Origin of the sequence: Dorea sp. ICN-14282, from assembly GCF_037890115.1 — a bacterium.
GTDB lineage: Bacteria > Bacillota > Clostridia > Lachnospirales > Lachnospiraceae > Dorea_B > Dorea_B phocaeensis.
The window spans coordinates 538800-563340 of the sequence record NZ_JBBKBH010000002.1; the positions used below are offsets into that span (position 1 = coordinate 538800).

The 24541-nt window shown below is 44.2% G+C and carries 18 protein-coding genes; 4 read left to right on the forward strand and 14 right to left on the reverse strand.

Features of this window, described 5'->3' with window-relative positions; translation table 11 throughout:
• Positions 1-9: 9 nt before the first annotated feature.
• From WKT00_RS07990 to WKT00_RS08020, 7 genes are read right to left on the reverse strand one after another with little or no spacing between them, the layout of a single operon-like run.
• On the reverse strand, positions 10-1782 hold the full coding sequence (locus tag WKT00_RS07990; RefSeq protein ID WP_173814807.1) for a V-type ATP synthase subunit A: 1773 nt from the start codon (positions 1780-1782) through the stop codon (positions 10-12).
• On the reverse strand, positions 1775-2362 hold the full coding sequence (locus WKT00_RS07995) for a V-type ATP synthase subunit E (RefSeq protein ID WP_244094138.1): 588 nt from the start codon (positions 2360-2362) through the stop codon (positions 1775-1777). The genes WKT00_RS07990 and WKT00_RS07995 overlap by 8 nt, the downstream gene beginning before the upstream one ends.
• Positions 2363-2398: 36 nt before the next feature.
• A complete protein-coding gene (locus tag WKT00_RS08000; RefSeq protein ID WP_101695211.1) occupies positions 2399-2707 on the reverse strand; it encodes a V-type ATP synthase subunit F in 309 nt (102 codons plus the stop codon).
• 1 nt (position 2708) lies between these two features.
• Positions 2709-3140: an ATP synthase subunit C gene (locus WKT00_RS08005; protein ID WP_101695212.1), complete on the reverse strand. Its 432-nt coding sequence runs from the start codon at positions 3138-3140 to the stop codon at positions 2709-2711.
• Positions 3141-3186: 46 nt separating this feature from the next.
• Positions 3187-5127, reverse strand: a complete 1941-nt coding sequence (locus tag WKT00_RS08010) for a V-type ATP synthase subunit I (protein ID WP_173814808.1) — start codon at positions 5125-5127, stop codon at positions 3187-3189.
• Positions 5124-6170 carry a V0D/AC39 family V-type ATPase subunit gene (locus tag WKT00_RS08015; protein WP_173814809.1) on the reverse strand — a complete coding sequence of 349 codons (1047 nt, stop codon included), beginning with the start codon at positions 6168-6170 and terminating at the stop codon, positions 5124-5126. The genes WKT00_RS08010 and WKT00_RS08015 overlap by 4 nt, the downstream gene beginning before the upstream one ends.
• A gap of 3 nt (positions 6171-6173) precedes the next feature.
• Positions 6174-6485 carry a hypothetical protein gene (locus WKT00_RS08020; protein WP_101695215.1) on the reverse strand — a complete coding sequence of 104 codons (312 nt, stop codon included), beginning with the start codon at positions 6483-6485 and terminating at the stop codon, positions 6174-6176.
• Between the two features lie 192 nt (positions 6486-6677).
• Here WKT00_RS08020 and trmB point away from each other — a divergent pair, with 192 nt between their 5' ends.
• Both trmB and WKT00_RS08030 read left to right on the forward strand, forming a co-directional pair.
• A complete protein-coding gene (gene trmB, locus WKT00_RS08025) occupies positions 6678-7331 on the forward strand; it encodes a tRNA (guanosine(46)-N7)-methyltransferase TrmB (RefSeq protein ID WP_101695216.1) in 654 nt (217 codons plus the stop codon).
• Between the two features lie 234 nt (positions 7332-7565).
• Positions 7566-7889, forward strand: a complete 324-nt coding sequence (locus WKT00_RS08030) for a thioredoxin family protein (RefSeq protein ID WP_101695217.1) — start codon at positions 7566-7568, stop codon at positions 7887-7889.
• A 74-nt stretch (positions 7890-7963) separates the two neighbouring features.
• Here the strand turns inward: WKT00_RS08030 and WKT00_RS08035 are convergent, their stop codons facing one another.
• On the reverse strand, positions 7964-8101 hold the full coding sequence (locus WKT00_RS08035; protein WP_340262814.1) for a hypothetical protein: 138 nt from the start codon (positions 8099-8101) through the stop codon (positions 7964-7966).
• Positions 8102-8120: 19 nt separating this feature from the next.
• Between WKT00_RS08035 and WKT00_RS08040 the strand changes: the two genes are divergently transcribed.
• Positions 8121-9377, forward strand: a complete 1257-nt coding sequence (locus WKT00_RS08040; protein ID WP_101695218.1) for a DUF1002 domain-containing protein — start codon at positions 8121-8123, stop codon at positions 9375-9377.
• Positions 9378-9466: 89 nt separating this feature from the next.
• On the opposite strand, the gene glgB is transcribed toward WKT00_RS08040, so the two are convergent.
• Positions 9467-11377 (reverse strand): 1,4-alpha-glucan branching protein GlgB, encoded by a 1911-nt coding sequence (gene glgB / locus WKT00_RS08045; RefSeq protein WP_101695219.1) that lies wholly within the window; start codon positions 11375-11377, stop codon positions 9467-9469.
• 231 nt (positions 11378-11608) lie between these two features.
• A complete protein-coding gene (locus WKT00_RS08050; RefSeq protein ID WP_340263055.1) occupies positions 11609-14551 on the reverse strand; it encodes a hypothetical protein in 2943 nt (980 codons plus the stop codon).
• A gap of 1145 nt (positions 14552-15696) precedes the next feature.
• Here WKT00_RS08050 and WKT00_RS08055 point away from each other — a divergent pair.
• Positions 15697-16278: a biotin transporter BioY gene (locus WKT00_RS08055; RefSeq protein ID WP_101695222.1), complete on the forward strand. Its 582-nt coding sequence runs from the start codon at positions 15697-15699 to the stop codon at positions 16276-16278.
• A gap of 75 nt (positions 16279-16353) precedes the next feature.
• On the opposite strand, the gene WKT00_RS08060 is transcribed toward WKT00_RS08055, so the two are convergent.
• The 4 genes from WKT00_RS08060 to WKT00_RS08075 form a co-directional block, all read right to left on the reverse strand.
• Positions 16354-20472, reverse strand: coding sequence for an immunoglobulin-like domain-containing protein (locus tag WKT00_RS08060; RefSeq protein ID WP_340262820.1), 4119 nt, complete (start codon positions 20470-20472; stop codon positions 16354-16356).
• Between the two features lie 200 nt (positions 20473-20672).
• Positions 20673-22952, reverse strand: a complete 2280-nt coding sequence (locus WKT00_RS08065) for a hydratase (protein ID WP_101695224.1) — start codon at positions 22950-22952, stop codon at positions 20673-20675.
• A 12-nt stretch (positions 22953-22964) separates the two neighbouring features.
• Positions 22965-24047: a PucR family transcriptional regulator gene (locus WKT00_RS08070; RefSeq protein WP_101695225.1), complete on the reverse strand. Its 1083-nt coding sequence runs from the start codon at positions 24045-24047 to the stop codon at positions 22965-22967.
• Between the two features lie 88 nt (positions 24048-24135).
• A complete protein-coding gene (locus WKT00_RS08075) occupies positions 24136-24468 on the reverse strand; it encodes a hypothetical protein (protein WP_101695226.1) in 333 nt (110 codons plus the stop codon).
• Between the last annotated feature and the right edge of the window lie 73 nt (positions 24469-24541).

Sequence of the window (24541 nt, forward strand, 5' to 3'; positions counted from 1 at the left end):
TTCCTCCCTCTACGCATTCTTTTCTATTACTCGGTTATAAAATGCATCAATATCGTTTTTGTAAAGATCTAATAGCTGCAAGTTGTCATTTGGCACATCATATTTAATCGCAATGACTTTCTCAAAAATACCTTCTGCCTTCAATACAGACATCGGCATTCCCATAGCTACCAGCTCTCTGGACTTCTTATAGAGATACAAGATCACATCCATCATCTTAAACTGCTTCTCCATAGAGACGCAGGTGTCATCCTTATGAAATGCGTTCTGCTGTAAGAATCCCAGACGAATGACTCTGGCGATCTCCAGAATCAGTTTCTGATCATCCGGCAGCACATCCCCTCCAATCAGCTTTACAATCTCCATCAGACTGCTTTCCTGATTAAGAAGCGCCATCAGTCGATTTCGATAATCTACGAATTTCGGCGACACGTGATCACTGTACCAGCCGCTTAAGTCATTCAAATATTCGCTGTAGCTGCTCAGCCAATGAATCGCCGGGAAATGTCGTGCATACGCCAGCGATTTATCAAGCCCCCAGAAACACCGCACAAAACGCTTGGTATTCTGCGTAACAGGTTCTGAAAAATCTCCTCCCTGTGGAGACACCGCTCCAATAATAGAGACAGACCCTGTCGCCCCATTCAAAGTCTGCATCATTCCTGCCCGCTCATAAAACGCGGACAGTCTCGATGCCAGATATGCCGGGAATCCTTCCTCCGCCGGCATTTCTTCCAGACGTCCCGATAATTCTCTAAGAGCTTCCGCCCAACGGGATGTCGAATCCGCCATAATCGCCACGTCATATCCCATATCCCTATAATATTCTGCCAGTGTAAGTCCTGTGTAAATCGATGCCTCACGGGCAGCCACCGGCATATTCGATGTGTTGGCAATCAAAGTCGTTCGATCCATCAACGGATTCCCGGATTTTGGATCCACCAGTTCCGAGAACTCCTCTAATACCTGAGTCATCTCATTTCCACGCTCTCCGCATCCGATATAGATAATAATATCTGCATCCGACCATTTGGCGATCTGATGCTGTGTCATTGTTTTTCCTGTTCCAAAACCTCCCGGAATCGCCGCGGTTCCACCTTTCGCAATGGGGAACATAGTATCGAGAATTCTCTGCCCTGTCACCAGCGGCACGCTTGCCGGATACCGATGATGTACAGGTCTTGGCACACGGATCGGCCAGCGCTGAGTCATAGTCAGATCCTTTCGGGTTCCATCCATCAACTCCACCGTCACAATCACGTCCTGAATCGTATACTGCCCGTCTGGCTTCACTGACACTACCGTCCCTTCCAGATCTGGCGGCACCATACATTTATGCACAATTGCCCTTGTTTCCTGAACTTCTGCAATCACCGTTCCTCCATGCACCAGTTCTCCTTCTTGAACAGTAATATGTGTCTCCCACAGTTTTTCTGTATCCAAAGAATCCACATTCACACCGCGAACCACAAAAGCTCCGCCTTCTTCTGCAATTTTTTCCAGAGGCCGTTCAATTCCGTCAAAAATATTATCCAAAATTCCCGGGGCAAGCGTTACAGATACCGCTGCATCCGTTCCCACAACCTCTTCTCCCGGCTGAAGTCCGGACGTTTCCTCATAGACCTGAATCGTGGTCAGATCTTTGTCAAGTCCGATTACTTCTCCTACCAGCTTCTGGCTTCCTACATACACCATCTCTGACATTTTAAATTCGCTTCTGCCTTTCAGGTAGATTACCGGACCATTGATCCCATAAATCTTTCCTGTCTTCACACTATTCAACTCCGGCACCTCCCTTAAATACAAACGAACGCTGTTCTTCTTCCAATGCGCCTTTAAACGCACGGTCAATTAAAATGTTTCTTTCCCGAATTACCGCACGCACTCCGCCTATAAAATCTTCTTTACTGACGGTCAGCTGCATCCCTGTATGTTCCTCTAAATATTCCTTTTTCTCTTCATCCGTCGGGTTGATATAAATCGTCATGGCCTCTCCATCCGCATATCTGGCGGCCTGCTCAATGTATTCTACTAACAAATGGGTATAGGCTTCTGTCTTCATATATTCCTCCAAAAGCTTTCCCACCTCTTCAAACAATTGTGTTTTCAGCTTCTGCTGTGTACGTCCAAGCTCTCTTTTCAGTTCCAACTGAGCCTTGGACATCGCCATGTTCAGCTGCTGCCTGGCATTTACTTCCTCTGCATGCACTCTTGTCTGCACCTGGCGAACAACCTCCTTACGATGCTGTTCAAACACCCCTTCCAGCGCTTCTTCATGCTGTCTGATAATCGCATTTCCTTCCGCGCGCGCCTCTTCCATCGCCGCCGCCTGAAGGCGCGAGATTTTCTCCTCTATCGTCAAGAATCTCACCTCTTCTTTCTTCTGCACTAACTGGATCTACAGTTTCAGTCCAATCGCTTCATTTACATAAGATGTGATAAAATCTTTCTTGCGTCCGGTTCCGTGCCTGTCAGGGATTTCAATCAACAGCGGCATCGTCCGTTCCAGCTTGATCTCATCAATCAGATCCGGGAACTCCCGCCCGAATTTCTCCGTCAGCAGGATGATTCCTACCGTCTTATCATTCATTGCGTCTTCAATCGCCGTCCGCAACTCCTCCCGTTCGTGAACCACAATTCCATCCACTCCGGCAAGACGCATCCCTGTCAGTGTATCGATATTATCACTGATCAAATACATCTTCATCTTACAATTTACCCAGGATCATGAAGGAGATGATCAGTCCATACAGACACACACCTTCTGCAAGTCCTACAAAGATCAAGGATTTACCAAGCGCGCTTGAATCTTCACTGATTGCACCAAGGGCTGCGCTTGCCGCGCTTGCTACTGCAATTCCTCCGCCCACACAGGATAAACCGGTTGCCAATGCGGCGGCGAGATATCCAAGACCTGCAGCATTTCCGGCAGCGGCAGCTGCATCGGCAGCCTGTACCGGTTCTGCACCAAACAACATAATTCCGGCAATTACGAATGCACCAAAGTAAAAGAATACATTTGCCCCTAGCATTCTTTTATACCGACGCTTCGTATGCTCTCCCAGCAAAAAGTAACCAAACGGAATGATAATGCCAAGCACCAACGCTGCAATAAGTAATAATTTTACTGATAATGTCATAATTCAAATCCTCCTTAGATAAAACTTTCCATAAAAATATTCTTTTCTATACTTCTGTATGATGATTCTGGAATGGATGAAACTCTCTTCCGCTTCCTTTATAAAATCTGCTGAACATCTCGTAATACTCCAGACGCAGTACCTGAATTCCAACGATCAGACCTTCCAGCAGACATACGATTGCATTTCCCACTACAACACCAAGCCAGTTCGGATCTCCCAAATGCGCTCCGGACAGCATCAGCACCACCTCCATAATGGCTGCATGGCTGACCGCAAACGCTCCAATTCGCACATAAGACAGTGTATTAGAGAAATAACTCAGCATGGTTTCAAACAATTCAAAAAATCCCTGTACCAGGAACATTCCTTTTCCTTCCTGAATCTTTCGATGATTACGATCCACCAGATTGGTCAGCGGCTCTTTAAATAAGAACAAAAGAATCGGAATACCAAGAAATATCGCCATCATAATATTTCCCGGCACCTTATGTCCCGTCATATATAACACCACTGTCAGCACCAGGAAGCCATAGAACACAAGTCCTGCCACTCCATTATTTGAAAACCAGATGTTTTCGGTATCGTGATTTCGCACGGCATTCACAATCTGGAAAATTATTACCAGAATATTCAGTCCCATTCCAAATGCAACGGCTACGATGAACACAGTATTTAACTGTCCGATAAACGGAAGATTCGTCATTGCCTCCACCGGTCTTAGCCAAAGAGCCGGAAGTACATCCTCGAATCCAAATACACTTCCGAACAAAAATCCAAAAATAGTGGAGAAAATTCCAGCCACCGAGATAATTCCAGCCAGATTAATCTTCTTGATCAAATACAACAGGCCGCCTCCGATGAACAGACACAACCCTTGTCCCACGTCGCCGAACATGGCTCCAAAAATAAACGTATAGGTCAGCGCCACGAACATCGTCGGATCCATCTCGTTATGAGCAGGAAGTCCATACATTCTGATAAACATCTCAAAAGGTTTAAAGAATTTGGGATTCTTCAGCTTCGTCGGAGGGTCTCCAAAGAATTTTTCTCGATCTTCCTCTACCACAACAAACACTCTCGGATCGTTTTTAATCTCTTCCAAAAATGACGCCACGTCATCCTCACCCATCCAGCCACACAGAATATAATAATCCTCTTTCGCGTCGCCTTCTTTCACTCTCGCAGCCATTTTTCGAACATCAAAGTTATTAGACAACTCCTCCAGGCGTTTTCTCGCTCCTAAAAGTCTGGAACCCTGGCGCATCATCAACTCTTCAATCCGTTCATCAATCTTCGCGATCTCTCCTTCTGTCTCTTCCATATCACTTCGAAGCGACTCACACGCCTGCGCTGGTGTTCCCATGTAGTCTGATGACAGCGCAATCCGTTCAAAATGGAGCGAATTGAATACAGAATCTACTTTACTTGCATCTATATTTGACACAAAATAGCATCCATAGACATAATTTTCATTCCTAATTCCTTCTTGAAATACTGCATCCAAGTCTTCAAACAAATATTTTTCCAATCGCTTATAGTAATCTACACTAATTCTTCCAAAGCGCACCTTCATATATTTGTAACGCATCGCCTTGTACAGATCCAGTTCCAAAGGAAGAAATGGCTCTAGGATATTTAGTTTCTCCCGCAGAATCTCCTGCTTCTTCTTCTGTAACTCCCGCTGTTCCTGAAGCTGAATATAATCACGATTCACATCTCGAATCAAATCCAGAATCTCCTGCTCTGTCATAGACACATCCATTCTGGCTGAACCTTCTGGCAAAAGCGCCGTAAACTGTTCTGCTTTTGTAAGCGGCTCCTTATAAGGATTCATTTCCGCAAACGGGAGCAGATTATTCGTCGTCTTTAACTCTGTCAGCGCATTCTCAAGCTGCATCTCATACTTTGACAGGTAGACGTCGCACACTCTGTCAATATCGATTCTTGGCCCGCTGATGCTTAAAAACTTCATCTTTACAATCATTGTGTCACACCTCCTAAGTATCCTAACGTCTCTCCCTTTGATAGACCGTAACGAATACATTCCAGGGCGGTAGTTAGTTTATAAATCTCTTCTTCCTTTAAAAATAAATACGTATTAATCGTCGCTATTGAGTAAGGATTGCGTCTTCGGTCTGCCCGGTACAGACTTTCCAAAATCTCTTTGTACATCCTCTCCATCGTGGAAGCTTCCATATACTGATATCGTTTCCCATAATAAGTCTCTTCCATCTGATGCCGGAATTCTTCCACTGTCGGCGCCTCTACCAGCCGTTTAAAATCATCGACATTCAAGCGGTAATGAATCGGTATCGTCATAGAATAAATATCCGGCGGCAGTAAATGATAATATTTCTTCGCCCGGTAAATCCACTGAATATTTAACAAATCAACCTTTGTACCACAATCTCTTGTAAACAAATCTCTTTCTTTCTGATTCATTACTCTCTTATTCCTTCTCCACATGGTGGAAAAATAGTATAAGTCCAGAGCCAAATCATAATCGAACAGCGTCGCACTTTCTGAATCTTTAAACTTTTCCAGCGGCGCATAATATTCCGTATCTCTAAGATTATCAATCAATTCATCTACGGTTTTGGATGTCATTAATTTGTCGATGGAGATCTGTGAATATTTATCAAAAAACTCTTTCTTATATTCCAGATCAAACGGTTTATCATAATGGTTAAAGACAATCCGAAGACAATAATTAATCAGATCAATCTCATAACGCTTCCAGTAAATTTTCAGAAATCTTTTCTGTTCCATTCCTGCAAACCGGAAGATTCTTGTATAGTCATCATATAAAGACTGATACAGCACTTTTTCCACATGACGTCTGTGATACAAGGATAAATCCATCTGATTCATATAGGAAGCATACGCCGGCTTCCCTTTCAGATATTCAATTGCCTCCGGCACACTTTGAAGCCCCGCAATATAATCAAAATCCTTCTCCGTGAGCATCCTGGCCTGCATCGCCCGAATTTTCGTGACGATTCCACTATATGACATTACATTTCCCATAATCTACACCTCAACCATATGCTTAAGGATCTCACGGGCATACACATTGTGATGCTCTTCAAAATCTCTCTTCATAGCTTCAATCGTGGCTGCATTCTTCTGCCTCTGCTCCTCTAAAATCTGCTCCATCTTGGAATTCGCTTCTGCTCGAATCCGCTCCACCTTATCTCTGGCTTCAATTTCCAGATCTCTGTCAAATGCATCTCTTTTTGCCTGAATCTTCTTTTCAATCTCATGCTTCTCTTCTTCTGCATGTTCCACAATCGCTTCCGCTGTCTCTTCAATTTCCGACAGCCTTTCTATCATTGAGCTCATAGCACACCCCCCTCTCTGACTGTTTATTTTTTGTCATGCTATAATCATACTCTTATTCTCCACAATTGCTATAGTAATATTGCACAAAATACATCCCGTTTCTGCATTGACATTTTCTCCTTCAACAGATAAACTGAAAAAAGTGCACAAATGTACCATAAAAACATACTGATTTTATAAGGAGGAACGCTTATGCGTCTTAGAAATATTCCCCGCGCGGAAGGGGTTTTGCAGGAATGCCATCAAGTTATCAAAAACGAAACCGCCTGCCGCGGATCCTGGAACCAGGTATTTGGCAATCAACAGCCCATCTATATTGAGATCGGAATGGGCAAAGGCAAATTCCTGCTGGAACACGCTCTTCGCAACCCTCAGATCAACTACATTGGTGTAGAACGTTATTCCAGCGTTCTTCTTCGGGCCGTAGAAAAATTCCAGGAACTTAAAGAAGCTCCGGAAAATCTCCGCTTTATCTGCATGGATGCCGCCGACATCGCCGATGTCTTCGCTCCAGGAGAAGTCTCCCGCATCTATCTGAACTTCTCCGATCCCTGGCCAAAGGCAAGGCATGCCAGAAGAAGACTGACTTCCCTCGACTTTTTTGCCCGATATGACAAGATTTTAACCTCCGATGGGACGGTCGAATTCAAAACCGATAACCAAGGGCTCTTTGATTTTTCACTGGAGCAGCTGGAAGAATGTCCTTCCTTCACGACCCAGAAATATACCTTCGATCTTCACCACGAACCGGATATGAACGAAGGAAACATTCTGACTGAATATGAAGAGAAATTTTCCTCTTTGGGGAATCCCATTTGTAAACTGATCGCCGTACGAAGAGCTTAACTGCACTCTTCTCTTTCCCATGCATATAATATAGGGAAGAATCACAGTCTGGATCGAAAGCATATGGGACGAAGAGCAAGAAAATCTATGAAACAGAAGCTTTGTGAGTTCACCTACCGAAGAAAAGGACTCCACCACAAACTTCACTGCCTGCGTCATTCCATGACAGAGGTATACCATATCCTGAATCCCAATCGCTGATCTGTCAGACGAATCCAAGAAGGGGTAACGGCTATGCAGCATTTAACAAGAGACAATTTTTACCACGAGACAGCCGGAAGCACGCTTCCGGTTGTTGTTATGTTCTACGCATCCTGGTGCCCCAAATGCGCCATGGTGAAACCCATTTTAAGGAACATAGAAAAAGGCCAAAAGAAACGGATCCGTTTCTTTGAAGTGGATGTCGATGAATCACCGGAACTTTCGGCCAAATATGACACTTCCACCGTTCCTGCCTTTTGGTTTTTTCAAAACGGCGAACCCGTTGGAGTCATGCAGGGCGTCATAAGCGAAGCCACATTTTTATACCGTCTAAAGAAAATCTTTAGAAATAGTTAACTCTTATTTCCTATGCAAACACGCTTTGATATGTTATATTAGGTAAGAATACAAGGCACCGGCGAATGAAAACCTTACACAGCTTCATTCGTCGGTGTTAAACCAACCGCAGCAGACGGAGATACCGTAAGTTTCCAGCATTCGTAAATTTCCACATTCGTAATTGCGGTATCCGGGAGTACCCTGCAGCGAGAATCAAGAAAAGGGGGCATGGTGAACACGCCACGCAATATGAAAAAGTTTAAAAAAGTATTACCGATTATGATGGCAGCTGCCATCACCTGCACAGGCATCCCAATGGTTGCACAGGCAGACAGCTCCAAGGTCGTAACTCTTGGCGCCAATCTTTCAGAAGAGCAGAAGACTTCGATGTATGACTACTTCGGAACCTCTGCCGACAAAGTTGAGACCATCGAAGTCACTAACGCAGATGAAAGAAAATACATGGAAGGAATCGCATCCGAGGCACAGATCGGAACACGTACATACAGCTGTTCCTATGTAGAGCCAACAGCCAGCGGCGGCATCCAGGTAAAAGTTGCTAACCTTACCTTCGTGACCAGCTCTATGATCGCCAGCACACTGACCACTTCCGGTGTTGAAAACTGCAACGTCGTTGCCGCTTCTCCTATCGAGGTATCCGGTACCGGAGCATTAACCGGTATTATGATGGCATACGAAACAGCCAGCGGCGAAACATTAAACGAAGATCAGAAGGCAACCGCCACAGAAGAGCTGATTACAACTGGTGAACTTGCTGACGCTGTGGGACAGCAGGAAGCAACGGACCTGATGAATGAAGTCAAAGGAGAAGTCATTGAAGAAGGACTGACAGATCCATCCGAGATTCAGGATGCTGTAAACGATGCAGCAGAAAAGTACAATATTACACTGACCCAGGAACAGATGGACAAGATCACCGCATTAATGGAGAGCATCTCCCAGTACGATTATGATGTAAAGGCCTTCAAGGAAACACTGGATAACCTGGCCGGAAAAGAAGAAGGCTTCTTCGCAAAAATCTGGGAATCCATCAAAGGCGTATTCACTGGCGGTTCTGATGACGGCGGTATTATCAACGGCACCAACGATGATGCCCTTGGCGCAGATGCCATTATCGACAGTACCTTAGACAGTGTCAAAGATGCAGCAAACGAAGCGAAAGAGGAAGGCTTCTGGGACAAAGTTGTCAACTTCTTTAAAAACCTCTTCGGCGGAGACGACGCAGACAAAGAGGAAGATGCAGAATCTGAGGATGTAGACAAAGATCAGGACGCAGACAGTGAACAGAATTCTGATACCGAAGATCCTGACGCTTCTACATTAGACGACGCCGATACAGATGATGGAAGTGTTGATGACGGAACCACCGACATGGACGATACAGATTCTAATACGGCCGACACCCCTTCCAGTGATGCTTCCGGAACTCCTTCCGATGAACCATCCTTTGGGGATCCTGCACAGAATAGTGAAGCAGCTCAATAGCTTAAACTTCTTACATTTATGTAAAGACACCAAAACGGAGCAGATTGCAATGCAATCTGCTCCGTTTTATTCTCTGGCTAATCTTATCTCTAAAATTCAAACACTGCTACTCCATACGGTGGAAGCTTATATGCGAAGGAATATGGTCTTCCATCACACTCTTTCTTGACCGCCTTATAAACGACCGGTCTTTCTTCTCCGGTTCCTCCGTATTTCTCATCATCGCTGTTCAGCACCAGCTTATACTGCTTTCTCTTCGGCACACCGACACGGTAATCCGCCCGCTCCATCGGCGTAAAATTACATACAAACAAGAGATTCTTCTTTCCATCTTCAGAGTGTCTCACAAAGCTGAAAATACTTCGATATCCATCATCCGCATTGATCCACTCAAAGCCTCGCCAGTCCTGATCCATCTCATATAATGCCTTATTCTGCTTGTACAAATGCAGCAGATCCCGCACCCAGTTCTGAATTGCCAGATGCTCCTTCTCCGCAAGCAGATACCAGTCAAGCTCCCGTTCTTCGCTCCATTCCCGAAGCTGAGCAAATTCCTGTCCCATGAACAAAAGCTTCTTACCTGCATGTCCCATCATAAAGGCATAGCCCGCCTTCAAGTTCGCATACTTATCGAATCCAAGACCTGGCATCTTATTAATCATCGAACATTTCAGGTGTACCACCTCATCATGGGAAAGAACCAAAATATAATTCTCACTGTACGCATAACTCATTGCAAACGTCATCAAGTTATGATTATCCTTTCTAAAATAAGGATCCAGTTTCATATACTCGGTAAAATCATGCATCCATCCCATGTTCCATTTCAGGCTGAATCCAAGACCATCATGTTCTACATCACCCGTCACCATCGGCCACGCTGTTGATTCCTCAGCAATCATCAGCGCCCCCGGATTTCTGCCAAGCACAACCGAATTCAAATGTTTGAAGAAATCGATTGCTTCCAGGTTCTTATTCTCTCCATATTTGTTGGCGATCCACTGACCATCCTGTTTTCCATAATCGAGATACAACATCGATGCCACCGCATCCACCCTAAGTCCATCCACATGGAACTTTTCAATCCAGAACAGGGCATTAGAAATCAGGAAGTTCCGCACTTCATTTTTCCCATAATCAAAAATCTTTGTTCCCCAATCCGGATGTTCTCCCTGTCTTGGATCTGCGTATTCATAAGTCGCAGTCCCATCGAAATCCGCCAGTCCATGAGCATCCCGCGGGAAATGTGCCGGAACCCAATCTAAAATTACGCCGATCTTATTCTTATGAAAATGATTGATCATCCATGCAAAGTCTTCTGGAGTTCCATATCTGGATGTCGGTGCATAATATCCCGTCACCTGATAGCCCCAGGATCCATCAAATGGATGCTCTGCAATTCCAATCAATTCAATATGCGTATACCCCATATCCTTCAAATACGCTGCCGCTTCCTTTGCGAACTCACGATAAGAATAGAAGCCCTCATCCTCTCTTCCGGGATGCCGCTTCCAGGAACCAATATGTGCCTCGTAAACTGACATCGGAGCTTTCTTATGATCCCACTTTTTCCGATTCTCCATCCAGGTCTGATCCGTCCATTTTAATCGGCTAAGATCTGTCACCTTTGATGCAGTTCCCGGTCTTAATTCCGCATAATTCGCATAGGGATCCGCCTTAAATATGTATTCCCCACTACATGTCTCAATACAATATTTATAGAGTTCATTCTCTTTCACGCCCGGAACAAAGCACGTATATATCCCCAGCGGCTCTCCGCGCTCCATCGGATTGGCCTCCATATCCCAGTCATTAAAATCTCCCACTACCGATACGGACTTCGCATGCGGCGCCCATACTGCAAAATATACACCCTTCTTCTTTCCCTTCTGAACAAGGTGTGCCCCAAGCTTTTTATAAATCTCGTAGTGATTACCCTGGCCGTACAGATAATGGTCGAGTTCCCCAATTTCATATGGTTCCATTGCTTTTTCTGCCATAGATTCATCCCTCACATTCCTGTTGCAATTATAGTAATATTATACTTTAGACCGCCGTAAAATTCAAGCTTCGCTATACAATATGACCATTCCTTTCCCGCAAAATCCGACACAGACATACCCTAATCCATATCAGAGCGCTTTCTCAAAAACCAGCCTCTTACCACTCTATACTAGAAAATGCCCCCAGCGACATTTTCTGTCGCCAGGGGCATCTTATTACTTTTCATCTTAAATTTTAAAATCTTCTTCTTTCAGAATAATGCGGTCGGAATCATCGGTACTCTTGCCAAAGACACGTCTTGCCAAATGCTTAACATTCGCTTTCTGAGAATGTGCAATTGCCTCGTCCATAATCTCCTTTACCTCAGCAACCGTCACTGCATGATCTTCTCGCTGCATAACATCGATTCGGCTGTACAGCGCCAAAATTCCCATTTCATCCAGTTTATATCCGTTTTCTTTCGCATAAGTCTGACCAAAAGTAACCAGCTCATCATTAATAAATACTGGCAATTCCAATTTAGAAGTAAATTTCTTTCTAAAGTCCGGATTTGCTGTCAGCAAACGTTCCAGCGGCTTTCTCTGATCTTCCAGTACGAAGAGCAGTTCCCCGGTCTTCTTTTCCATCAGATAATTCAATTCTTTGATTGTCCTGGAGTTCAGTTTTCCGGCCTTCTCAATAATAATTGCTCCACCACGAAGCTTCTGAATAATATTCGTAAGCTCCTTCTTGTTCAGAGATTCTCCGGTTACAATTGCTACCTTACCCTGCTTTAAGTTTCTCTGTTTCTGGATTGCCTTAACAATATCTACTGCCAAAACTGTCTTTCCGGAACCTTTTCGTCCGATTACCATAAGGTTGCCTGTCTTGGAAGTTCCTTCACGCTGTGCTCTCCGGTCGTTATCAAGCACTTCCACAATCTGCTCACTCATACCTCTGACTGGCACGAAATAGGAGAATAGTTTCTTCTGCTCTTCCGTCAGCCCTGCTTTCAGACCAATCTCACTGGTTGCACTCAGATCATAGCGTCCGGTCACAACGAAGCCTGTATCAAATGGAACTCCGCTTCCTTTTGATTTCTTAATCCGAGCCTGAATCTCCTCTTCAGAAGGTTCTTCAATCTCTAATTCCTCTTCCTCAAAGTCAGTTTCTTCATCCTCTTCTTCGGCTTCTTCATCGAAGAAATCATCTTCTTCATAGTCCGCTTCTTCAAACTCTTCTTCAAAGTCGTCTTCAAAATCCGCTTCAAAATCATCCTCAAAGTCAGCTTCCAGATCGTCCTCGAAATCAGCTTCTATATCTTCTCCAAAGTCCGCTTCAAAATCATCCTCATAATCAGCTTCTTCGTAATCGGTCTCCTCAAAGTCTTCTTCCTCGAAGTCAGCTTCTTCGTAATCTGCCTCTTCAAAGTCTTCTTCCTCGAAGTCGGCCTCTTCTGCAGCTGCTTCTTCAAACTCTTCTTCCTCGAAGTCAGCCTCTTCATAATCCGCTTCTTCAAACTCTTCTTCCTCGAAGTCAGCCTCTTCATAATCGCCTTCTTCGTAATCTGCTTCCTCAAATGCTTCTTCGTCCATCTCGCCGATGATTTCTTCGGCTCCATGAGCTGCCAGTGCATCTTCCAAGCTCAATTCTTCTGGCTCGTCCTCAGCTTCTTCCTTTTCCTGAAGCCCCATTTCTTCCATCAGCTTTACAATATCATCTGGAATTCTTCTGGTCTCTCCAAGCCCTGCCGCTGCAACATCCTCTTCTCCGGCCAGCTTTGCTGCCTCCTCGATAGCTGCTTTTCTTGCTACTTCTGCTTCCTCGGCCGCCTTTCTTGCCGCCTCTTCTTCCGCCGCTTTTCTTGCCACTTCTTCCTCAGCCGCTTTTCTTGCCGCCTCTTCTTCCGCCGCTTTTCTTGCCGCTTCTTCCTCAGCTGCCTTTCTTGCTGCCTCTGCTTCCGCTGCCTTTCTCTCTATCTCCAGACGTTCCTCTTCTCTTCTTCTCTCAGCTTCTTCTCTTTCCTTCTGGATTCGTTCAACATCTTTCTGTTTCTGCTGCTCGATTGCTTCCGCATTCTGCTTCTGCTTTGCTTCCCACTCCTGAAGGATATCTTCAATTCGCATTTGTCCGGTTACCCGAAGTGCTTCATCCTTTTCTTTCATCGCCTTCTCTTCAATATTCAGGCTTCGTCCGCTTGCAAGCGCCACGCCATTTGCCAGAGCCTCCTGAAGTGTCGCGCCTTTTACAACCTTTGTAATAGAGGACTGTTTCATCGTATCTTCCTCTTTCGGCTCTTCTTCGTCCACCTCTTCTGACTCTTCCGGCAGCATCTCGCCTTCTTCAAAAGAATCTTCGTCCATCTCTTCCGAAATAGTCTCCGCCACCTCTTCAATAACGTTATTAGGCACTTCCATTTCTTCCGATACGTCTCCAGACTCTTCCAGATCATCTTCTGCTTCTTCTGGCTCTTCCTCTTCCGCTGCCTGCGCTGCCATACGAGCTGCACGCGCAGCTTCTGCTGCTGCTTTAGCCTTCAGCGCTTTCTGCTGGTAAGCTGCCTTCTCTTCTTCCTTCTCTTTTTGAAGCTGCATGGCACGCGCTTTCTGCTTACCTGCAGGGCTATTATTATATTTTTCCTGCTGCATTGGCGTCAATGGCTTATATTTCATCTTCAATTCCATGGCCTGGTATACATATTTACCCTCACTGAACCATAGAATCAGGTCATCACACTCTTCTAAGCACTCTGCCGTCATTCCGGCTTCATGGTACAGCTTTGCCAGTTCATACGCCCACTTCTCAACGTATTCCCCTTTCTTAAAGTCCTCTAATGCTGCAATCTGATCCTCCAACGGTGCACCCTGTGCCTTTAATATCTTATATTTCAAAATATACTGATTTGGATCCTTCGGCGCCAGTTTTACAAATTCTTCATAACAGTCAGATGCCTCATCCGTATCATCAATTTTAAGAGCAAGTGTTCCCAGTCGATATACGATCTTTCTGCTTCCCGGCGAACGGTCAAATGCAACAAACAGGATATCCCGGCTCTTCTGAAATTCCCCATTCAATTCGTAAATCTCACTGACTGTGTTCAGCATGGACACACTTTTTACCCTTCTCCAGTCAATGGTATCCGCAATCTCCATCGCTTTTTTATATTGCTTTTTTTCCATATATTCGAGCATCTGCTCTGTTTTTACCCGATATTCATATTTATCCAACACACTCACCTCAAATTTTTATTTAAATCTCTAATTTCTTACAATTATACATATATAAGTCTATCACAAGGCATGCACATTGTCAAAAAATATGCGGATAAAGTTCTCAAAATACATCAAAATAGCCACCATATTCTCTTCAGATTATGATGGCTATTTTGTATTAAATTTTATCATATTCTTCTTTCAACAAATCGGAGGGTTCGTTGATTTTAACATTCCCATTCGCCTATCTTCTTTTATCTTTCGATATATAACTCAAAGTCTCTGATTATCTTCCGAAAATGATCGTTTTTAATCTTCGATATCACTATTTATATCTCCCGATTGATCTATATAGCTTCTTCTCTCGACTTGAATATCTATAACCATTCCCATTATAGCCAGTGCCCTTATCATTTGTCTATAATCGTATTAAGTTATTCTTCCTATAGCCGCTCCACTACATAGCGTCGTATAAATCTGATATATTAGGTAATGTTTCTTTACACATCTTCTAATACCTTTGAACTATGTGTGGTAACTTTACTCAATATGTCTGCAAATGCAATCTATCTATCCGGTTTTACAACTCCGATTACTTTTCTTTATCTATTGATACCGGCTTATTATCCTCTATTTTTAAGGCTTACTTTACGGGAATCTTCATCTGCCGTACCACTGACATATTGATTATGAAATTCTACTGCATTGTCCAATGGATTAAGCCTCCTTCTTTCATATTTCCAATCGATCCGTTCTCACCAACATATGAAATTCAGATCTTTTATCCACTTCTTCCATATCTCCATATAATAAATTGTTATATATGTGATATTTCAAAATTTCCTTTCTCGTCAGAAACTTTTTTGTGGATCTCTTTTGGATTGACTTTATAATATCATCTCCGCCCTTATTTGTCAATACTATTTTTAATTTTTATTATTTTTATTGGATAATTTTGTTTTTATTTTTTGTTTTTTCAGTTTTTTATCGCAAAATTATACAATTATTAAATGTTAACCTATGTGTGTTTTAGGTTGACATTCTTGTTCTCATTGATTATACTCATATCAAATATGTTTCAAAACAATATTAAAATCGTATTTAGAAAGGAATGGTATCACTCCATGAATCAAACAACATCAGCTTCCGTAAATTCCAACCGTCCCTTAACAACCTCGCGCCTGGTTCGCATCGCTCTGGTAACGGCAGTTACCTGTATCCTGGCGCCAATGTCCATCCCGATCCCATTAAGTCCCGTGCCAATTACGCTGACCAACCTGGTTCTGCTGACCGGGCTTTATGTATTAGACTGGAAGGATTCATTAATCAGTTACGTAATCTATCTGCTGATCGGACTTGCCGGACTCCCCGTATTTTCCGGATTTTCCGGCGGCCCCGGCAAAATTGCCGGACCAACCGGCGGATATCTTGCCGGCTTTCTGATCATGCTCCTAATCGCCGGTCTGATTGTTCACGCCTCCCACGGAAAGCGGATCCCTTCCATCTTCGGAATGATCCTGGGCTCTGCCGCCACCTACCTTTTTGGCACCTTATGGCTTGCCTTCCAGATGGATCTTGGCTTTATGGCCGCTTTGTCTATTGGTGTACTCCCTTATCTGGCAGGCGATCTGATCAAAATACTCATTGCCGCCGGTATCGGTCCGGTTATTGGAGGAAGGATCAAATCCATCGAACCAACAAGATAGCATCTATTTTATACAAAGTCGCTAAGAAAAGGAATCAGGCAGCCCGAATGATAAAGCTGCCTGATTTTTATCTTTTTATTCTATTGTTTTCTTGCGCGCAGTAATGATAGCCCCTCCTATGAACAGAGATACGATCACTGCTGCCAATAGCAATTCCACACGGGCCGTATCTCCTGTCTTCACGCCTTGTTGTGGTATGTCTTTTCGTCCCACATCGGGATTATGCCCATCGGGATTGTCCTGATTTACACCACTTCCCGAATTTCCCACGTCTGCTTTTGTAACAATGACAGTCCTCGTCGCCTTTTCCTGATTTCCGGCAGTATCTGCTACCTCATAGGTTAATTCATAGATTCCTGCAAGGCTGGTGTTCACCTTTCCGGTAACAACGATGCTTTCTGTAATATTGCCATCTACATTGTCTACAGCCGTAACACCCTCCATTACATCAAATGGATCTCCTTCTTTTAGCACCGTCTCCTTCGGAACTGTCAAAACAGGCTTTTCAACATCATACTGCACATTAACATAATAGACATTTGTTCTGGAAATCCCGCCATTTTCATCGGTCACTTCTGCATACCAGCCATTCGTACCATTAGGGGCATCCTTCCACTCATAGGCAGCCGTCTCCTGACTCTTCACAGGTTCCACACTTCCAATAACATCTTCTTTGTAGACATTAACCTGAAAATCCTGCGTTTCCAAGCTCTTAATCCTTGGACTAATTCCAAGATCCGCAAATGAAATCTCAAATGTCTCTGCATCATTTAAATTCGCATCCTCAATACAAAATTCATTTCCCGGATTCGGATTCTCAGAAGGTTTTGCATCGTAATCTCCATAATTGCTATAATCCGATCCACCATAAGATGGTGTAAAGGTTCGGACTATCATCCGCTGCCCTTCTACGTCAAAATGAAGAAGTCTCATATATCCAGCTCCGCCTTCCATCAATCCCTGATAATCAAATAACATATTGTACACATTTCTGGTACTTCCATCCGGATTGGTAAATGTATCAATTCTCGTCTTTGCATTGTGATAGTGCCCGGACAGAACCATACATACATTTTCATTCTTCGCAACCACTTCATCGTGAATTCTCTGTGGCTCCTCTCCAAGCCCTCCGCTGGCAAGGAGATATTCATGGAAATTGAGAATCGCCTTTCTCTCCGGATACTGCTCCAGCACATCATTCATCCACTGGATTTCATCATCGCCGATTCCCCAGCCCATATAAATCATAATAAAATCAATTCCGTCCACAGAAATCAGATCATAGTGACCGCGATTGTTCTGATAACTCCCGCCATACCACGGATTAGATGCATAGCGCTCCTCTCCGAAAAACTTTCCGAAATTCGAGTAATCTCCGTTCAAATGTCCCACATCATGGTTGCCTGCCAGCACTCCGTACGGAAACCGGGACTGATCAAGTTTCTGATAAGCCGCATCTGCCTGCTGCCATTCCTGAAGATTTGGTTCATCATCAATAATATCGCCATCGTGGAATAGATACTGAAGATTCATCCGCTGCCTGTTTCCTAAAAGCCAATTGTGGATGTTCATCTGATGCTGATACTGCCCATTATTGGACTGATCCTGATTCCCTTCATAATCCTCATTATAATACTGAGTATCGCTCTCCACCGCAAAGGTAAAGTCATACTCTTCCCGCGGCGTATCATTTTCGTTGGATGTCTCCACGTTATCCGGTGTCTCATTCATGGAATAAGTACCGATCTGCGGAAGTGATCCGTATTGAGGCGGTGTATATCCCTCCCCATTCTGAACGATAAATCGAACGCTTCCATCAACCATATGATCTTTCAGCACAACTTCTCCTGTCAATGTCATACCTTCTTCGGAAATACTCTGCTTTGCATCTACCTTTTCCCAATTTTGGGAAGCTGTATTATAAACATACAGAAATGTTTTTGCATTGCTGCTTTGGCCCATCCACTCTGCCCGGATCACCGTATTTTCATTTACATTCTCACCAAGTTGAATTTGGAAACTGTCGTAAGGAAATCCATTTCCGTTATTCTCTTCAAAGGCCTTCTCAATGCTTCCACTTTCTGCGCTGATTCCACTGTCCTTGACAATATTGGCATCCCCTAGCTCATATTTTTCTCCCTTTTTAAAGGTTACCTTCATCTCATCTCCCGCTTCATCTGTCGGTGTCACCGCCAGCACAGGGGCTTTATTGACCGTCGTTCCATTTTCCGGAGAGACATTTTCTTCAATATCTGCTGATTCTTTTGGTGTCGTAAAGCGAATTTCCTTCTGCGCTGTATTTCCCACATGATCTCTTGCCATAATTACAATGGTATGTTCGCCCGCCTCCATCGTAAGCGCCCGAAATTCATACGGTACCGTAATGGTCTTTCCATCCAGTGTCACAACCGTGTGAACCTCTTCACTGACAGCGTCGGCAGCGGTTACTTCAATCGTTCCACTGTGATACTGATGCCCCTCTTCTATATTGGTTGTAATTTGCGGCGCCGTATTGTCAACCGTCACATGAACTTCTTCTGCTCCATTTGATACGGCGTGGGCTCCGTCAGCTCCTGCCGTCGTATCCCACAGATACCGAATTGCTTCAAAATCACTGTCCTCCAGCTGAAATGTCGCGTAAAGGATCTCATACTTGGAAGTTCCATCACCCATAGAAATATTCGTCTCCTGGGAAGGTATACTCACATCCTGTTTTGGTACCTCGTCAAGGTTCGTGTGTTCTACTGTTCCAAGTCCCTTCTTTGCCTGATAGGAAACCGGAAGCAGCGTTCTACCATTTGGAAGCACCATCCGGATATTCCGCAAAATAAAGTCATCATTATTTTCAATATTGTGTTCCAGAACATTCGCTTTATTTCCTGCGTGGAACTCTACTGTAATCGTCTTCATCTCCGAATCAAACTGACTGGCATCAATGTCATAGACATAGGTTTTCACATCGCTATATGTTCCTTCATTGAAGATTCCTACTACTTCCCCGTCTACCGCCACTGCATTTTTAAAGAATACATCTGTATCGGTTGCCTCAAACGCGATCTTTCCCGGTCCGTTAATGGAACGCTGGGACTCCTTTGCAACATCAACACCATCCAGGAAAAGCTGCGATCCATCTGCAATGATCTGCCGTGTTCCAGTCACCACTTCTCCGTCTTGAAGATTCAGTCCCTGTGACACTTCTCCGTCTTCATTAGCAACACTCTTCTGCGGAGTTGTCACGGATGTGTATCCGTCGCTCACCTCAAAATAATAGGTAAATCCCTTCTTATTCAGAATATCAACCTGCCCGAGAACCCTTTCAAACCGATCTTCGTTCTCTTTACTTCGCATCAAATTGTACGCATCAAATGCTTCCTGGCTGCTCTCCTTCATATATAAAGTTACCGTTTTAATTGTCGTCTCTTCTGATCTTGCCTCCACCGCAAATGCAAAGGATTCCGTCGCATTATTAAAAGAAGTTTCCGTACAGTCCGTCACCTCTGGTTCCTTCTGAGGCGTCACCGGATTTGCCTGCTGCATCGCCTTTTCACTCTCCGTAATAGTTCCCGGCGTCGGCTCTGCCTGGTCAGACGTCATCACAGTCTCAAAAGATCCCTTTTTCAACTGATTCTGAAATGTAATTGATTTATCCTTGGTCGTATTGTCTGCACCATTTTCATTATAAACAACACAATCCACAACATCTCCTACATTAGAGGATAAGCTAACTGCTCTCGTCCCGGAATTTGCCATTCCGCCATTGGAAATTGAAATCACCTGGTTTTCTGCCAGATCTTTTCCGAACTTCTCGTTGAAATCAGAGAGTGTCAGGCTATCATTTGCTCCATTCTTAATCCAGAATACCAGACTTTCTTCTGCCAAAAGAACCTGATCCTCTTTCGTTTCCCACCACACTGTCTGTACGCCCGTATCAGGATAAAGATACGACAGACGATAATCTTTCAAATTAACTGCTTCCTTCGTATTATTGCAGATCTCTATAAATTCATAGGCATCTGAACCGCCCACATTTGCACTGTCCGGAAGAATTTCCGTAATCGTCAGTGCTGGCGGTGCACTGCTTTCTTTCGCTTCTGCTGCCAAAACACCTTCTGCACCACTGCCGATAACGCCTCCCACAAACAGCATGCCTCCTGCCAGTCCTGATAATACCAGCCTCCAGCTTTGTTTCTTCATGTCTTTTCCTCCATACCCTATCAAGTCATATTTCTTGCCCTATTGAGCGTATCACGAAAAGAAAGCTTCTCTCTATCATTCTTTTGTAAACTTTTCTTTAAATGCATATAAAAGATACCCCTCTTAAACAATGGGGATCTGCATCCTTCCCATTATTCCAGAGGGGCATCTTTTATTTCATTCTTTAAAATATTCTATTTCTATCCGCGGTAGTAGTTGATCAGACAACCTTTCAGAATAATCTCGCGTTCCGCATCGGTCATATCCCCAAGCTTCAGCTCGATCTCTTTCAATTCATCGCCTACCACATACGCTTTTACAACGGAGGCTTTCTCTTCAATTGCCTTTCTAATCTCCGGAACAAAAATGTAATCTCCGTTCTGGAAGCTTAAGTTCTCATGGTCTTCCTCCGTGATAAACGGAAGCATTCCCCAGTTGATCAGGTTGGAACGATAACGCTTCGTTGCATACTCGTTGGCAATATTTGCCCAGCCTCCGAGCACCTTCTGACAGGACGCTGCCTGCTCTCTGGCGGAACCATCTCCTGGTTTTACTGCAAAAATGGTGCTTCCGATTCCCAGGTTGCCTTCTCCTACTTCCGGATAAGCTTTTCGAACCACTTCCATCACCGGTCTTAACTCTTCTAATACCTCCAGAGGACACTGTCCTGCTTCGATCGCTTTCTCTGCTTTCTGAACCTCTTTTGCTCGTCCCACATATGCCGGGTCTTTTCTTGACAGCGCAAATTCTGCCAGTCCCAGCGGATTAGAACGATAAGAAGACGTCTCTCCTGACGGAATCAGTTCATCCGTTGTGGTTACCGGATCGTGAATCTCAGATACCACTTTCAACAGAAGATTTTCTGATAATGCCGGCATAGACGGCCAGTCTTTAATATTTGGACCAAACTTGATTTCCACAGACGGATCTGCCTCACCCTTACTGTCAAATACACGGTTTGCATAGATATTCTGATCAAAATGATATTTCCGTCCAGTATATTCTACATCCATTGCCGTTGCCGGTGTCAGGAAGCCCTTGTTTGCTGCTGTTGCCGCAATGGAACGTGCATCCATAAGTGCAACTGATGCAATCTGACCACTCTGAAGCTTGGAGCCTTCACGGTTCGGGAAGTTACGTGTAGAGTGACGGATGGAGAACGCACCGTTCGCCGGAGTATCTCCTGCTCCAAAGCACGGTCCGCAGAACGCAGTCTTCACAATCGTTCCTGCCTGCATCAAATCTGCAACGGCTCCATTTTTCACCAATTCCATATAAATTGGGGTACTTGCCGGATATACACTGAAAGTAAATTCATCTGCTCCGATGTAACGTCCCCGGATAATATCTGCTGCCGCACAAATATTTTCAAATCCACCTCCGGCACAGCCCGCGATGATTCCCTGTTCTACATAAAGCTTTCCATCCACAATCTTATCCTGCAGACTATAGTCTACCGCTCCATCCAAGCTTACCAGCGCTTTCTGCTCTACATCATGGAGAATGTCTTTTAAATTTGCATTCACTTCATCGATCGTATAGACATTCGATGGGTGGAACGGCATTGCAATCATTGGCTTAATCTCGCTTAAGTTAACATAAACCATACCGTCATAATATGCCACAGCTCCCGGATTCAGTTCCTTGTAGTCTCCTTCTCTTCCGTGAATTTCATAGAATTCTCGAATCTTCTCATCCGTTTTCCAGATGGAGGATAAGCAGGTTGTCTCCGTTGTCATTACGTCGATACCGATACGGAAATCTGCACTTAGCTTGTCAATTCCAGGTCCTACAAATTCCATTACTTTATTATTTACATATCCATTTCCGAATACTGCACCGATAATTGCCAGTGCTACATCCTGAGGACCAACTCCCTTCATTGGCTCTCCATCAAGATAAATTCCAACCACTTCCGGCATCTTGATGTCATATGTCTTATTCAAAAGCTGTTTTACCAGCTCTGGTCCGCCTTCTCCCATCGCCATGGTTCCAAGAGCCCCGTAGCGTGTATGGCTGTCAGATCCAAGAATCATCTTGCCGCCGCCTGCAAGCATTTCCCGCGCATACTGGTGGATAACTGCCTGATGAGGCGGAACATAGACACCGCCATACTTTTTCGCACAGGTCAGTCCAAACATGTGGTCATCTTCATTGATCGTTCCTCCTACTGCACACAGAGAGTTATGGCAGTTTGTCAGGACATACGGAATCGGGAATTTCTCCAGCCCTGACGCCCTTGCTGTCTGAATGATTCCCACAAATGTAATGTCGTGAGAAGTCAGTTTATCGAATTTAATCTGCAGACGTTCCATATTGCCAGATGTATTGTGATCCGCCAGAATATGGTACGCCATCGTTGCCTTCGCTGCTTCCTGCTGCGATACTTCCGTTCCTGTCTTAGCCTTTACTTCTGCCACGTCTTCTGCAATCTCTGTTCCATTCAACAGATAGACTCCTTTGTCGTATAATTTCACCATGTCCTGTTCCTCCTATTTTTTCATATGTTTCATATGGTCTGATACCATCATTGCAATTTTAAATGTCAATGCATCGTCGAATACGCGGACATCCAGTCCCGTTTTCTTCTGAATCTTCTCCAGACGATACACCAGTGTATTCCGGTGCAGATAAAGCTTTCTTGCCGTCTCGGAAATGTTCAGGTTATTATCAAAAAGTGTATATACTGTGGTCAGCTCTTCTTCAAAACAGTCTGCTGCCCCGCCACGGAACACTTCCTTGAGAAACATTTCGCAAAGAGACTTTGGAAGCTGATGGATCAGTCTTCCAATTCCCAACTCACCGTATGCCAGAATTCCGCGTTCTGCATAAAAGACTCGTCCAATCTCCAGAGCCACCTGTGCCTCCTGATAGGAACGCGGCACTGCCTTTATCTCCTGTACGATGGTTCCATATGCCACACGCACGCTGGCCATAGCCTCCATATTCAAAGTGTCCGTAATCTCTCTTGCACGCTGTTGTGCTTCTTCATAACCTTCTGATTGTTCCAAGGCTTTTACAAGTATTACATGCTGTTCATCTACCGATGTGACAAAATCTTTTCTTCCGGATGCATATAATTCACGCAGTGTCTCAAGAATCAGTTCCTCTTTCTCATTCTTTTTTTCGATTACATACACGATCCTCTTTTGATCTGCTGCAATTCCCATTTTCCCCGCCTGATTATAAATATCTACCGGCAAAAGATTTCCTAGAAGAAGATTTTGAACAAAACGATTCTTATCCAGCTTATCCTTATACGCAGTCAAAAGACTGGTCAGCTGGCTGACTCCCATTCTTCCTGCCATTTCCATATTCGCGCACTCGCCCTCAAGCCCTAACAAATATATCGGCTTTCCCTCATCAAACACGAAGAAAAAGCCTTGGCAGCCCTGCAAAATTTCGGCTTCTTCATCAGCCTTCGCCCAAAACTTCTGCACCTGTTTTTCATACTTCTGCATCTTCTCATGGGTCATTACAAGGCAGATGCCTTTTCTATCCCAGACAGCACAATCAAAACTGGTAATGCGCTTGATATCCTGCACCGTTTTATGCAACACTTTATTTGATAACATACATATATGCCTCCCAAATATTCACACACGCTTATTCTAGCACATGTAAATAAAGCTGTCTAACCTTTTAACGCACGGAAGCAAACAATTATTCGATATTATATTCTTTATAAAGCGTCTCACAAAATTCAAAATTCTGCGCTGCTTTTATAATATCTTCATTTCTTCCTGCCTCGATTAATTTTGCTGCTAAAGCTGCAAAGCGTTTTTGTTCCTTCTCTCTCCCTGCCCTTTCACCTTCTTCTCTTCCTAATCTCTCACCTTCTTCAAATTCTACCGTTGTCCCCGGCGGGAGCGGTTCATCATGCAGCGCATTGTATAATGCAATGTCATTTTCCGCTGCTGACTCGTTTTCATAGAACAAATCCACAAATACACTGTTCTTGCATTCTCGGTTTTCTTTTTTCCTGTTTTCTGACACTCAAGATTCCTCCTTTGTTTCTTTCATATCTGCAATAAAAGGAGTCCTCTTATAAGAATAAGTATAATGAATC